The organism is Kineococcus sp. R86509 (genome assembly GCF_042466365.1).
Lineage (GTDB): Bacteria > Actinomycetota > Actinomycetes > Actinomycetales > Kineococcaceae > Kineococcus.
Genome location: NZ_JAXHCE010000001.1, coordinates 2,016,335 through 2,029,757 on the forward strand (window position 1 = coordinate 2,016,335; position 13,423 = coordinate 2,029,757).

Here is a 13,423-nt window from a genome sequence, read left to right on the forward strand (position 1 = left end):
ACGTCGACGACCACCACTCCCGCTCGACCCCCTGCTCGGTCCCAGTGTCCCTGACGCGCGGGCGTCAGGCGGTCCGGGACGTGGTGGCGGCAGCGGCGGAGAACCCGACGCGGAGGTCCGCGAGGATGTCGTCGATCTTCTCGATCCCGACCGCGAGGCGGACCAGGCCGGGGGTGACCCCGGCGGCGAGCTGGGCCTCGGGGGTGAGCTGGGAGTGGGTGGTGGAGGCGGGGTGGATGACGAGGGAGCGGACGTCGCCGATGTTGGCGACGTGGCTGTGCAGGACGAGGGCGTCGACGAACGCCTTCCCGGCGGGGAGGCCGCCGGCGATCTCGAAGGCGAGCACGGCCCCGGACCCCTTGGGCGCGTACTTGAGCTGCTGGGCGTGCCAGGGCGAGGACGCCAGCGCGGCGTAGTTCACCGAGAGGACGTCGTCGCGGGCCTCGAGGAACTGCGCCACCGCGAGGGCGTTCTCGACGTGGCGCTCGACCCGCAGCGACAGCGTCTCCAGCCCCTGGGCGATGAGGAAGGCGTTGAACGGCGCGACGGCCGGGCCGAGGTCGCGCAGCAGCTGCACCCGCAGCTTGGTGAGGTAGGCGGCCTTCCCGACGGCGTCGGTGAAGACGACCCCGTGGTAGCTGGGGTCGGGGGTGGTGAGGCCGGGGAAGCGGCCGGAGGCGGCCCAGTCGAAGTTCCCGGAGTCCACGACGGCGCCCGCGACGGACGTCCCGTGCCCGCCGAGGTACTTCGTCGCGGAGTGGACCACGATGTCGACGCCGTGCTCGAAGGGCCGGATCAGGTAGGGCGTGGCGATGGTGTTGTCCACGATCAGCGGGACGCCGTGCTCGTGCGCGACCCCCGCGACGACCTCGAGGTCGAGGACGTCACCGGCGGGGTTGGAGATGGTCTCGCCGTAGAACAGCTTGGTCTCCGGTCGCACGGCCGCGGCCCACGAGGCCGCGTCGTCGGGATCCTCCACGAAGCTCACCGTGATGCCCATCTTGGGCAGCGTGTGGTGGAAGAGGTTCTGCGTGCCGCCGTAGAGGCGGGGGCTGGCGACGAGGTGGTCGCCGGCGGAGGCGATGTTGAGGATCGCGAGGGTCTCCGCGGCCTGCCCGGAGGCGACGAGCAGCGCGCCGATCCCGCCCTCGAGGGCGGCGATGCGCTGCTCGACGGTGTCCTGGGTCGGGTTCATGATCCGCGTGTAGATGTTGCCGGCCTCGGTGAGCCCGAACAGCGCGGCGGCGTGGTCGGTGTCGCGGAAGGCGTAGCTGGTCGTCTGGTAGATCGGCAGCGCGCGGGCCCCGGTGGTGGGGTCGGGGGTCTGCCCGGCGTGGACCTGGAGGGTCTCGAAGCTCCAGGTCGACGGGTCGACGGCGGGAACGTTGTCGCTGGTCACGGGGGGTCCTTCGGTTCGGTCGGATGGGGTGCGGGCGCTCTCAGGAGCGCCGACACCACCCGTCGAACACGTACGGACGTCGGCCCGGCCAGAAGGGGTCGAGGACGACCAGGCGCGGGAGCACGCTCCGATGGTGCCGCCGGGACGAACCCCGAGGCAACCTCGGGAACGCGTCGTCACCTCCACGGCGGCGGTTCCGGTGACCGAGATCAACTGAGAGTGTTGTCACGAACACGCGGCGGAATCGTGAAGAGTCTGGCAGGCTGACCCAGCAACGCTCTGCGATTGCACGATCACGGTCTGCTCCTTCTTGGGATCACCTTCAGCACCTACTACTCAACCGTGGAGCGTCGATGGACGACCAGCGCACCCCCACCGGGGACAGCGCGGCCCAGGTGGCCGACGACTCGATCCAGGTCATCCGCTGGGACGCCCCGCCCTGGGCGTCGCGCGGGCTCGAGGTCGAGGGTGGCTGGCTGCACAGCTACCAGGCCCAGACGGTCCCCCTCGAGGGTGACGAGGGCGCCGAACGCCCCTGCCCCGTGCGCCTGGAGTCCACCGACCTCGCCTACGCCGAGAACGGCCAGACCGTCCTGCGCCGCTTCGGCCCGCGCGTCTTCATCGGCGACATCGCGCAGCTCTCGCTGCCGGAGGCGCAGAGCCTCGTGACCGCGCTGAGCGACGTCATCGAACGCGCCGAGGGCCACCCCTCCGTCTGATCTCTGCCGCTGCGGGTGGGCGAGGGGGATCGTTGCCTCCACGGTGTCGTCGAGCGTGATCGTTGGCGCCAACGATCCGACCCCGTGACACCGCTGGGCCAACGATCCGACCCGGCACGCGGGACGGATACCTTGCCCCCATGACGCAGCGCACCGGCCGGGCGGTCCGGATCACCGAACCCGGGACCCTCGAACTCCTCGACGACGTGACCGTCCCGGACCCCGGCCCGGGCGAGGCCCTCGTCCAGGTCGCCTACTGCGGCATCTGCGGCTCCGACCGCGAGGTCTTCGCCGGCACCCGGCCCGCGGAGTTCGTGCGCTACCCCGTCGTCCCCGGTCACGAGTGGTCCGGCACCGTCGTGGCCGTCGGCGAGGGCGTCCCCGACGGGATCGTCGGGCGCGGGGTCGTGGGTCAGGGCATCCGCACCGCCGAGGGCACCCCGGCCTCCGTCGCCGGCGACACCGACGGCTGGCCGCAGGACTACGAGGAGACCGGGTTCACCCTCTCCGGCGGGTGGGCCACGTGGCTCACGCTGCCCGCGCGCTACCTGCACCTGCTGGACGAGGGCGCCGACCTGCGCGCCGCCGCCGGCATCGAACCCGCCGCCTGCGTGGCCGAGGCCGTCCTGCTCGCCGACGTCACCGTCGGCTCGAAGGTGGCCGTCATCGGCGCTGGCACCCTGGGGCTGCTGTGCGTGCAGCTGCTCAAGGGCGCGGGCTGCGAGGTCACCGTGGTCCACCACAACGACGAGCGCCGCGAGCTCGCCGCGACCTGCGGGGCCGCGCACTACACCGGTGACGCCACCACGCTGGATGCCACCTTCGACGCCGTCATCGAGGCCGCCGGTGTCCCCGGCATCGCGCGCACGGCCGTCCGCCTGGCCCGCCGTGGCGGTCGCGTCGTCCTGACGGGCATCCCCGCCACCGACGCCGACGACCTGTCCGCGCTGGAACTGGTGTCGCGCAACGTCCACGTCCTGACCGTCTTCGGGGCCCCGACCCGGGCCTGGGCCTACGCCGTCCGGGCGTTCTCCACCGGTGTCCTGGACCCCACACCGCTGATCACCCACGAGTTCGACATCGCCGACGCCCAGGCGGCCCTCGACGTCCTCGCGGCGCGCACCGGAGCGCTGAAGGTCCTCCTCAAGCCCTGACCTTCTAGAACCCGGATCCGTTGCGGTTCTAGGCAGGACGCAGCATCCGGGTGGTTTCGGCCGCCGATCCTCAGGTCGGTCGGCGGCCGGGTCGAGACGCCGGACGTGACCCCTCCGAGCCCGCGGCCGACGCCCCGCACGCCGTCGCACGGCACCCAGGGCACCCAGGGCCCGCGGCGGCGCCGATCGCTGCAGGCGATGCTGCTCACCCTGGTCCTCGTGCCCGTCGTCGGCCTCAGCACCGTCGGTGGCGTCGCCATCGACGACCGGCTCACCCGGGCCCGGGACGCCGAGACCGCGCTCTCGGAGGTCCGGGCGGCCATCGCCCTCGACGCGGTCCGCAGCGCCGTGGCCCAGGAGGTCCTCCCCGTCCTGGGGGAGGCGGCCCTGTCCCAGCCCCACGTCCTCGCCACCTTCGGGATCACCCCGACCCAGGCCGCGCTGCTCGACGACCGCAGCGGGCCGGTCCTCGACCGGACGACGAGCACGACCGCCACCGACACCGCCCTCGCCGCCGCCCTCGCCCTGCCCGCCACCGGGGCGCAGGCCCGCGAGACCGCGCTCGCCCTCCGGGCCGCCCGCACCACGACCGCCGACGACGTCGCCACCGGGTTCCCGCTCTACGAGACCCTCCTCTCGACCCTCGGCGACGAGGTCGACCAGCACCTGCACGACGCCCGCGCCCTCGGGCTGGAGGGCGACGTCGCCACGGCCCTGCTGAGGCTGCAGCGGGTCTCACGCGCCGCGGCGCTCGCCAGCGACGAGATCTCCCTCTACCTCGGCGCCATCGCCCGGACCAGCACGGTCGAACGCACCGACTTCGTCCGCGTCTGGGGCGCCTACCAGCAGGCCGCGGAGGACGTGCGCGAGACCAGCGACGACCCCGCCCTGGTGCGGGCCTGGACCACGGCGGCCGGTTCCGAGGCGGCCCGCGAGGTCGACGCGCTCCTCACGGCCGTCGCCGTCACCGGGACCTCCCCCACGATGACCGACGTGGTGACCCTCGCGAGCGCGTCCGCCACCCGCAGCGCGGACCTGCGGGCGGTCCTGACCCGGGTCGCGGACGTCGTCGTCGCCCTAGCCCAGGAGCAGTCCACCGACGCCACCCGCCAGTACCACCAGCTGCTCCTGCTCTGCGGGTCGGTGACCGCGGTGACGCTGGCCGGGACGCTGCTCGTCCGCCGCGCCATCGCGGGCCCGCTGCGTCACCTCGCCGAGCAATCCCGGGCGGTCGCCGCCGGCGAGCTCGTCGACGTCGTGGAGGCCGGTCCCGCGGAGGTCCGCGTCGTCGCCCAGGGCCTGGCCGCGGCCGTCGACAGCCTGCGCCGGGTCCGCGCCCAGGCCGCCGCGATCGCCGCCGGGGACCTCGACTGCGAGGTCGTGCGCACCCCCGTCCCCGGTCCGCTGGGGGAGTTCGTGCACGCCTCGGTGACCCAGGTCCTCGCCGCCTTCCACGAGCGCGAACAGCTGGAGGCCGACCTCGCCCACCGGGCCGCGCACGACGCCCTCACCGAACTGCCCAACCGCGCCCAGACCCTCGTCCTCACCGAACGCGCCCTGCACCGCGCGGCGCGCTCGCACGGTCGCGTCGGGCTGCTCTTCGTCGACCTCGACCACTTCAAGGCCGTCAACGACAGCTTCGGTCACGCCGCCGGCGACGAACTGCTGCGCACCGTCGCGCAGCGGATGCACGAGACCGTCCGCGGCGGCGACGTCGTGTGCCGCCTCGGGGGCGACGAGTTCGTCGTCCTCGTCGAGGGGGTCGAGGACGAGAAGGGCCTCGTCGACCTCGGCGAACGCCTCATCCGGGCCGTCAGCGCCCCCGTCGCGCTGAAGGGACTGCCGCAGGCCCAGCACGTCCGGGTCGGGGCCAGCGTCGGGGTCGCCGTCGGCGTGGCGGGTGCGCTGGACGCCACCCTCCTGCTGCGCGACGCCGACGCCGCGGCCTACCGGGCCAAGAACGCGGGTCGCGGGGTCGTCGAGGTCTTCGACGACGAGCTGCGGATCGAGATCTCGGCCCGCGCGGAACTCGAGAAGGCGTTGCGGACCGGTCTCGAGACCGGCGAACTCGTCCTCTACTACCAGCCGGTCCTGGACCTCGCCACGGGCCGGACCAAGAGCGTCGAGGCCCTCGTCCGCTGGCAGCGCCCCGGGCACGGCCTCGTCCCGCCCGACGCGTTCATCCCCGTCGCCGAGGCGTCCTCGCTCGTGTGCGACCTCGGTCGCTGGGCGCTGGCCGAGGCCACCCGGCAGCTGGTGCGCTGGGACGCCGAGGGCGGGCACCGCGCCGGGCTCGACGTCGCGGTCAACATCTCCGGGCGCCACCTGGCCCAGGCGCACCTGCTCGACGACGTCGCGGACGCCCTGAGCAGCAGCGGGATCCACCCGAACCGGTTGACGATCGAGATCACCGAGACCGTCCTCGTCGACGAACCGCAGGCGCTGGAACACCTCCGGTCGCTGCGCGAGATCGGCGTCCGGGTCGCCATCGACGACTTCGGCACCGGCTACACCTCGATCGGTCAGCTCTCCCGGCTGCCCGTGGACGTGCTGAAGATCGACCGCAGCTTCGTGTCCTCCCCCGAGGCCGGCCACGGCGACCTGGTGCGGCTGCTGATCAGCGCCGCCCACAGCTTCTCCCTCGGCGTGGTGGCCGAGGGCGTGGAGGAGGACGACCAGCTCAGCGCCCTGCTCGCCGCCAGCTGCGACGCGGCGCAGGGCTTCCTGTTCGCCCGTCCGGTACCGCCCTCGGAACTGCCCGACGCCGAGTGCGCGGTGCGCTCCCCCGCGGGCACGACCCGGGGGTGAGGGTCAGCCGGCGCGCCGCCGCCGGACGAGACCGACCACGGCCGAGGCCGCGACCCCGAAGGCGATCGCGACGAGGGCCCCGACCCACGGGCGGTCGCTGACGCTGCGCCCGGCGAGGCCGATCGCGCTGTAGGCGAGCGCCCAGCAGGCCACCGGGACGACGTTGGCGACGGCGAAGCGCACGACCGGGTACTCCGTCGCGGCGGCCGCGGCCATCACCGGGATCCGCGCGCCCGGCAGCAGCCGCGACGTCGTGAGCGTCCCCACGTCGTGACGCGCGAGGCGCTCCCCGAGGTCGTCGAGCCGGTCGTCCAGCCCGCCCGCGCGACGGTGCACCCACCGGCCCAGCCGGGTGTGGGACCCCTTGAGCAGCACCGCGTAGAGGACGAGGTCGCCCACGTAGGCGGCGGCTCCCCCGACGACGACGACCTCGCTCAGCGAGACCCAGGACCGGTGGTGGGCCAGCGCCGCCATCGCGCTCACCGCCGCTCCCGTCGGCAGGACCGGCAGCACCGCACCGACCACCACGGTCGCCAGGAGCACGCAGAGCGCCCAGAGCCAGTTGTCGGCGTGGGCGGCGGGGTCCAGGAGGTGGCTCACAGTGCGTTCAGGATCGCACCGCCCGGGAACGGGGAGAGGCCCGCCCCGCTGGTGCGGGACGGGCCTCCGTGGAGCCGCCTCGGGGAATCGAACCCCGGACCTACGCTTTACGAGAGCGTCGCTCTGGCCGACTGAGCTAAGGCGGCATCTTCAGGTGCGGTCATCAACTGCAGCGCCCTCACGGGCACGGTGAGTGAGCCTACAGGACTCCCCGGGTGCTCTTCACCTCCACCGCGTCTTCCATCACCGGCCCAGGCGCTGCTAACTTCCCGAGTGCGCCCTCAGGGCCCCGAGTCGCTGGGAGGTTCCGGTCCGACCCCGTCCGGGGGCGCGCGCACGAGCTCCTTCTCCGGCGACCCCGATCGCCGTGACCACCCGAGGAGCGCACCGTGCCCGCATCGTTCAACCACACCATCGTCGCCGCCCGCGACCGCCACGCGTCGGCGGCGTTCCTGCGCGACCTGATCGAACTCTCCGACGCCCCGAGCTGGGGGCCGTTCACCAACCTGCTGCTGCCCGACGGCGTGCTGCTCCAGTTCGCCGAACCGCCCGTCGAGGAGATCCAGCCGCAGCACTACGCGTTCCTCGTGGACGAGGAGCTGTTCGACCGCGCCCACACCCGCCTCCTCGCGCAGGGACGCGAGCACTGGGCCGATCCGCAGCGCACCCGGCCCGGCGAGACGAACACCGAGCACGGCGGTCGCGGGGTCTACTTCCTCGACCCCGCCGGGCACTACCTCGAACTGACGACGCGTCCCTACCTCTGAGCGACCCGTCGCAGGACGCCCCGCACCAGGTCCCGGACCAGGTCGGGGCGTTCCAGCGACGGCAGGTGCGCCGTCCCGGGGAGTTCCGCCCGCACGGCACCCGGGATCCGCGCGAGGAGCTCCTCGGTACGGGTCTGCAAGTAGCGAGCGTCGAGGTCGCCGCTCGCGAGCGTCACCGGGAGGTCGAGCTCGCCGAGGCGGGACCAGGCGTCGACGGCGGAACCGCCGTGCTCGGCGGCACCGGTCGCCAGGGCGGTCCGGGCCATGTCGAGGAACAGCCCGCGCGCCACCCCGCCGACGCGGCCGGGTGCGGCGAGCGGACCGTCGAGCCAGAGTTCGGCCTCGAACGCCGCCGCACGGTCGAGGTCACCGGCTACGACCGCCGCGTCCACCGCGGCGTCGAGTTCGAGCGTGCGGGGTTCCAGGTCCGCGACCGTCGGGGACGGGGCACCGCTCACCGCCGTCCCGAGCAGCAGCAGGCCGGCGATCCGGTCGGGGAACTCCAGCGCCGCGTCCAGCGCGAGGCCGCCGCCCATGGAGTTCCCGACGAGGACCACGGGTTCCGGCGAGGTGGCGTCGAGCAGGGCCCGGAGGTCCTCGAGGTGGCTGAACGCCGTGCCGCCCGGGGCGGACTCCCCGAAACCCCGCCGGTCCCAGGTCAGCGTCGCGGTCCCGTCGAGCACCACGTCCCGCCAACTGCGCCGGTCCGCGACCCCCGCGTGCAGGAACACCACGAGCGGCCCCGGACCGGGTCGGTGTTCGTAGGCCAGGGCCGCGTCGTCCACGTCGTCCCGTTCGATCCACTGCGTCTCCACCCGCCCACCCTCCCACCGGTGATCAGCGGGCGAGGACGGCGGCGCGCGCGTCCTCGGCGACGAGGTCGCCGTTGATCGCCGCGCCCGCGAGCACCCCGGAACCGCTGGCGGCCGCGACCATCGCGCCGAGGTCGGTGACGTTCCCGGCAGCCCAGACTCCGGGCACGTCGGTGACGCCGCCCATCCCCGTCCGGACGAACTCCCCCATCGGGTGCGCGGTGAGTTCCCCGCCGAGCTGGGCGAACAGGTCGCCCCGGGCGCGGAACCGGGGGGCGACGACGAGGGCCTGGACGGTCTCCGCCGTCTCCCCCAGGTCGAGGGTGAGGTTCTCGTCGGTCCCGGACACCCGGCGGACCTCACCGCGGACGACACGGACCCCGAGGCCCGCGAACTGCCGTCGGGTCTCCTCCGGCACGTCGTCCAGGGTGTGCTGGAACAACGTCACGTCGGGCGACAGCTGCCGGAACAGCAACGTCTGGTGCAGGCTGTTCGGGCCGCTGCCGAGGACCCCGATCCGCTGCCCGCGGACCTCCCAGCCGTGGCAGTACGGGCAGTGCAGGACGCTGCTGCCCCAGAACTCCCGCACCCCCGGGACGTCGGGGAGTTCGTCGACGAGCCCGGACGCCAGCAGCACCCGCCGGGCGCGCACGGTCGTCCCGCCGAGCAGGACGAGTTCGAACCGGTCGCCCTCGCGCCGGGCGACGACGACCCGGTCGTCGACGAACCGGACCCCGTACCCCTCGGCCTCCCGGCGGCCCTCGGCGAGCAGGTCGAGCGGGCGGACCCCCTCCCGGCCGAGGACGTTGTGGGCGTGGTCGGAGACGGCGTTGCGAGGTTCGCCGCCGTCGACCACGACGACCGAGCGCAACGACCGGGCCAACGCGATCGCGCCGGACGTCCCGGCCGCACCGGCCCCCACGACGACGACGTCGCACTCGAACCTCACCGGGCCACCTCCGCGATCCAGACGGTACGGGTGACGCGGGGGGCGAACTCGACCGGAACCCCCTGCAGGCTCATCCCGAAACCCGCTGAGAACCGGTCGAACCACAGCCGTGCGTAGCGGCGCGCCGTCGGGCCGTCGGGGGCGGTGGTGGTCAGGGACGTGCGGGTGGCCGAGAACCCCGCGGCCTCCAGCACGGACTGCCACTCGGGGTAGTGGTTCCAGCCGGCCGCGACGGCGGCCGCGTGCGCCTGGTCCTCGAAACCCGGGGCGGCCAGGAACCGCGGCAGGCCGTCGAGTTCCAGGACGACGAGCACCCCGCCGGGGGCGAGCGCCGCGCGCACCCCGGCCAGCAGGGCGGCCGGGTCGGCGACGTGGTGCAGCGACGAGGACGCCCACACCAGGTCCACCGGCCCCAGCGGCGGGAACCCCGCGTCGAGGTCGGCCTCGTGGACGTCGAAACCCTGCTGCCGGAGCCGCTCCGCCATCCCGGGGGAGTTGTCGACGGCGGTGAGGTGGGCGTCGGGGAAGCGGGACCGCAGCAGACGGGTGCCCGTCCCGGTCCCGGCGCCGAGGTCGACGACACGTCGCGGGGTCGTCACGGGGGCGAGGTCGAGGGCTTCGCCGAGCTGGGCGCCGAAGACCTCCGCGTCGAGGTCGAGCACCGACTCCTGCTCAGCGTGCCCGTGTTCGTGCCCGGTTCCGTGGGGTGCGTGGTGGTCCATGCCCTCCACGGTAGGCGGGTCCTGCGCTGAACGCATAGACTCTTGCGCATGGAGCAAGACATCGACGCGATCATCCGCGGGCGCATCCGCGGCCTGCGCCTGGCCAAGGGCTGGTCGCTCGACTCCCTCGCCGCCCGCTGCTTCATGAGCTCTTCGACGCTCAGCCGGATCGAGACCGGCCACCGCCGCATCGCCCTCGACCAGCTCGTCCCCCTGGCCCGGGCCCTGGACACCACCCTCGACGACCTCGTCGACACCACCGGCACCGACGACGTGGTCATCCGCGCCCTCCCCCAGCACCGCCCCGGGGTCACCACCTGGCTGCTGTCGAGGGAACGTGCCGTCGCCGGGGTGACGGTCGCGAAAGCCCGCATCAGCGCCGACCACGTCACCGTCGGCGAACCCCGGATCCACCCCGGCCGCGAGTGGTTCACCGTGCTCGCCGGGCGGGCCCGTCTGGAACTCGGCGACCGGACGTTCCTCGTGAACCCGGGCGAGGCCGCGGAGTTCGACACCATGACCCCGCACCGGATCGGCGTCGACCCCGGCGCCGGCGACCTGGAACTGCTGTCGATCTTCGACCGCGACGGCGAGCGGACCCACCTGCACACCGACGACTGACGAGCGCTACCGCGGCCAGGGCATCCGCGCGCAGACCTCGAAACCGGCGCCGAGCGGACCCGACCGCAACCGGCCGCCAACGAGCGCGACCCGTTCGGCGAGGCCGACGAGTCCGAAACCCGAGACGGGCGCCGCGCCGACGACGACGGGGACCGGGCCGGACCCCAGCGGCTGGTCCACCACCGAGACCAGCAGGGACCGCCCGCGTCGACCCTCCACCAGCACGCGCACGCGGTGCCCCGAGGCGTGCTTCCGGACGTTGGTCAGCGCCTCCTGCACGACGCGGAACGCCGTGCGGCCCAACGCCTCCGGCACGAGGGCGAGGTCCGGTACCCGGACGTCGAGGTCGACGGTGAACCCCAGCGAGCAGACCTCCGCGACGAGTTCCGGGAGGTCCGCCAGGGTCGGCTGCGGGCGCGGGACCGCCGCGGGTTCCACGCTCTGGCGCAGCACCCCGAGGATGTCACGCAGGTCCTCCAGCGCGGCGTGCGCGGAACGCCGGATCGTCGCCGCCGAGTTCACCACCTCGGGATCGCCGGAACCCTCCAGCCGCAGTTCCAGCGCCCCGGCGTGCATGCTGACCAGCGAGATCCGGTGGGCCAGGACGTCGTGCATCTCGCGCGCGATGCGGGAGCGTTCGACCGTCCTGGCCTGCTCCGCGCGCAGTTCCTGCTCCGCCCGGGCGCGGACGGCCTGCTCGCGCCAGGACGCGGCCAGTTCCCGCCGGCTGCGGACGTACATCCCCCAGGCCAGCACCGGCAGCAGGACCCCGACCTGGCTGAGCACCAGCAGCCACCAGGCCAGGTCGGGGTCCGGCCACAGCGCCGACTGGGTCAGCCCGGCCGCCGCCGCGGCCGCCGTGACGGTGGCCGCGGTCGGCCAGCGGCGACGGACGGCCACCGAGAACACCGCCACCACCGAGGCGACCGCGACGGCCAGCGAGAGCACCGAGGCGAGGACGAGCACGCCGGCGACCAGCACCGGCCGGCGGCGGCGCAGGAACAGCAACGGCGTGCAGACGAGGCCGAGCAGCGCGTCGAGGGCGATCCAGCCGTCGGCCCGCTGCCCCGGGGTCTCGTCCAGACCGACCCCGATGAGCGCGGCTCCGAGGCTCCAGCAGACCAGGACGACGAGCACGTCACCGGTGATCCGCAGCGCGCGCCCCCAGCGTCCCGGGACGCCGAACCCGGCGGAGAGGTTCGCTGCGGTCACCTCGTCACGGTAGGTGTCCACCGGCGCGGTGTCGTGGGCCGAACGTCGCGGCCGATCGCGCCGCGGGTCGTAGCCGCCGCGCAGTCGGGGTCGAGGTCGGGGCGAGGTCCGGTCAGGAGCAGGTCGTGCCCTCGTCCGGCTGGACACCGGACACGACGTAGGTGTCGACGGCGGCGTCGATGCACTTCGACCCCATGCCGTAGGCGGTGTGCCCGTCACCGTCGTAGGTCAGCAGCCTCCCCGAGGACAGTTCGCCCGCGACGTTCTGCGCCCACCGGTACGGCGTGGCCGGATCCCGCGTGGTGCCGACGACGAGGATCGGACCGGCCCCCTCCGCGTGCAGCGGACGGGCCTCCCCCACGGGGGCGATGGGCCAGTTCGTGCAGGCCAGACCGCCCCAGGCCAGGAACGGCCCGAACGTCGGCGACGTCGCCGCGAACTGCGCCGCGGTCGCCTCGACCTGCGGCAGCGTCTCGGCGTCGTCGCGGTCCAGGCAGTTCACGGCGTAGATGACCGTGCTGGAGTTGTCGAGGTAGGCGCCGTTCGCGCCGCGGTGGGCGTAGGCGTCGGCGAGGGTCAGCAGCGCCGTCCCGTCCCCCGCGAACGCGCTCTTCAGCGCGGCCGACAGCTGCGGCCACAACGACTCCGCGTAGAGCGGGTAGGCGACGCCGAGGTAGCCGAGCCCCTGCACCAGGTCCCGCTCGGAGCTCGTCGGCAGGGGCTTCGCGTCGAGGGCGTCGAGGAACGCGCGGACCTGCGCGACGCCGTCGTCGACGCTGCCGGTCAGCGGGCAGTCGTCGCCGTCCTGGCACCCCTGCACGTAGGAGCGCAACGCCACCTCGAACCCGGCGGCCTGTCCCTCGTTGACCTGCACGCTGCTCAGCGCGGGGTCGAGGACACCGTCGAGCACGAACCGGCCGACGCGCTGCGGGAACAGCTCGGCGTACCAGTCGCCGAGGTAGGTGCCGTAGGACTTGCCGAGGTAGTTCAGCTTGGCGTCCCCGAGGGCGGCGCGCAGGACGTCCATGTCCCTCGCCGCGGAGCGGGTGTCGACGTGCGCGGCGAGTTCCCCCGCGGCCGCGCACCCCGCGCCCAGCGCGGTCGTCTGCTCGCCCAGCGCGGCCACCTCGCTCGGGTCGTCCGGGGTGGGATCGGTGGCGAGGAACCGGTCGATCGCGCTGTCGGGCAGGCACTTCAGGGGCGCCGACGTCCCCACCCCGCGGGGGTCGAAGCCGACGACGTCGAAGTGGTTCCGGATGGCGTCGGAGGTGACGTTCTCAGCCGCACGGGCGTACTCGATGCCGGAGGCGCCCGGCCCGCCCGGGTTCAGGACGAGCGAACCCAGCCGGTCGTCACCCTTGGCCGCCGTCCGCAACCGCACGACGGCCAGCGAGATCGTCGCGCCCTGCGGGGCGGCGTAGTCGAGCGGGACGGTCAGCTGCGAGCACTGGAACCCGCCGGAGCAGTCGGCCCACTGCAGGTCCTGGTCGTAGAAGGCCGCCAGCGACGGGTCGGTCGCGGGTTCGCTCGCGACGCTGGACGCCGTGCCCACCGGGGAGGGTTGCGGGTCGGAGCCGCCGAAGGCCGAGCACCCGGCCAGCAGGACGACGGCGAGGGGCACCGCGGCCCGGCGCGGCAGAACTCCTCGGGTGCTGCGCAT

At 74.0% G+C, this 13,423-nt stretch carries 12 protein-coding genes and 1 tRNA gene; 5 read left to right on the top strand and 8 right to left on the bottom strand.

The window, feature by feature from the left end:
• Positions 1-64 precede the first annotated feature (64 nt).
• A complete protein-coding gene (locus SJY07_RS09710; RefSeq protein ID WP_328294462.1) occupies positions 65-1,399 on the bottom strand; it encodes a bifunctional o-acetylhomoserine/o-acetylserine sulfhydrylase in 1,335 nt (444 codons plus the stop codon).
• A gap of 353 nt (positions 1,400-1,752) precedes the next feature.
• On the opposite strand from SJY07_RS09710, the gene SJY07_RS09715 reads away from it, so the two are divergent.
• The 3 genes from SJY07_RS09715 to SJY07_RS09725 all read left to right on the top strand — a co-directional run bounded on the left by SJY07_RS09715 (position 1,753) and on the right by SJY07_RS09725 (position 6,080).
• Positions 1,753-2,118 (top strand): hypothetical protein, encoded by a 366-nt coding sequence (locus SJY07_RS09715; protein ID WP_328294461.1) that lies wholly within the window; start codon positions 1,753-1,755, stop codon positions 2,116-2,118.
• 140 nt (positions 2,119-2,258) lie between these two features.
• Positions 2,259-3,272 (top strand): zinc-binding dehydrogenase, encoded by a 1,014-nt coding sequence (locus tag SJY07_RS09720; protein ID WP_380158698.1) that lies wholly within the window; start codon positions 2,259-2,261, stop codon positions 3,270-3,272.
• Positions 3,273-3,377: 105 nt separating this feature from the next.
• The gene (locus SJY07_RS09725; protein WP_380158700.1) at positions 3,378-6,080 is read left to right on the top strand and encodes a putative bifunctional diguanylate cyclase/phosphodiesterase; all 2,703 of its coding nucleotides are present in this window, start codon (positions 3,378-3,380) and stop codon (positions 6,078-6,080) included.
• Between the two features lie 3 nt (positions 6,081-6,083).
• On the opposite strand, the gene SJY07_RS09730 is transcribed toward SJY07_RS09725, so the two are convergent.
• Positions 6,084-6,680 (bottom strand): VTT domain-containing protein, encoded by a 597-nt coding sequence (locus SJY07_RS09730; protein WP_328294458.1) that lies wholly within the window; start codon positions 6,678-6,680, stop codon positions 6,084-6,086.
• A gap of 69 nt (positions 6,681-6,749) precedes the next feature.
• Positions 6,750-6,826 (bottom strand) — tRNA-Thr (locus SJY07_RS09735).
• Between the two features lie 243 nt (positions 6,827-7,069).
• On the opposite strand from SJY07_RS09735, the gene SJY07_RS09740 reads away from it, so the two are divergent.
• Positions 7,070-7,447: a VOC family protein gene (locus SJY07_RS09740; protein ID WP_380158702.1), complete on the top strand. Its 378-nt coding sequence runs from the start codon at positions 7,070-7,072 to the stop codon at positions 7,445-7,447.
• Here SJY07_RS09740 and SJY07_RS09745 read toward each other — a convergent pair.
• From SJY07_RS09745 to SJY07_RS09755, 3 genes are read right to left on the bottom strand one after another with little or no spacing between them, the layout of a single operon-like run.
• The gene (locus tag SJY07_RS09745) at positions 7,438-8,262 is read right to left on the bottom strand and encodes an alpha/beta hydrolase (protein ID WP_328294456.1); all 825 of its coding nucleotides are present in this window, start codon (positions 8,260-8,262) and stop codon (positions 7,438-7,440) included. The two genes, SJY07_RS09740 and SJY07_RS09745, sit on opposite strands and share 10 nt — an antisense overlap.
• A 22-nt stretch (positions 8,263-8,284) precedes the next feature.
• A complete protein-coding gene (locus tag SJY07_RS09750) occupies positions 8,285-9,208 on the bottom strand; it encodes an NAD(P)/FAD-dependent oxidoreductase (RefSeq protein ID WP_328294455.1) in 924 nt (307 codons plus the stop codon).
• The gene (locus SJY07_RS09755; RefSeq protein WP_380158705.1) at positions 9,205-9,930 is read right to left on the bottom strand and encodes a class I SAM-dependent methyltransferase; all 726 of its coding nucleotides are present in this window, start codon (positions 9,928-9,930) and stop codon (positions 9,205-9,207) included. The genes SJY07_RS09750 and SJY07_RS09755 overlap by 4 nt, the downstream gene beginning before the upstream one ends.
• Positions 9,931-9,978: 48 nt before the next feature.
• Here SJY07_RS09755 and SJY07_RS09760 point away from each other — a divergent pair, with 48 nt between their 5' ends.
• Positions 9,979-10,551 (top strand): helix-turn-helix transcriptional regulator, encoded by a 573-nt coding sequence (locus SJY07_RS09760; RefSeq protein WP_328294453.1) that lies wholly within the window; start codon positions 9,979-9,981, stop codon positions 10,549-10,551.
• A 6-nt stretch (positions 10,552-10,557) separates the two neighbouring features.
• Here the strand turns inward: SJY07_RS09760 and SJY07_RS09765 are convergent, their stop codons facing one another.
• Both SJY07_RS09765 and SJY07_RS09770 read right to left on the bottom strand, forming a co-directional pair.
• A complete protein-coding gene (locus SJY07_RS09765; protein ID WP_380158707.1) occupies positions 10,558-11,763 on the bottom strand; it encodes a sensor histidine kinase in 1,206 nt (401 codons plus the stop codon).
• Between the two features lie 112 nt (positions 11,764-11,875).
• Positions 11,876-13,423, bottom strand: a complete 1,548-nt coding sequence (locus SJY07_RS09770) for an alpha/beta hydrolase (RefSeq protein WP_380158709.1) — start codon at positions 13,421-13,423, stop codon at positions 11,876-11,878.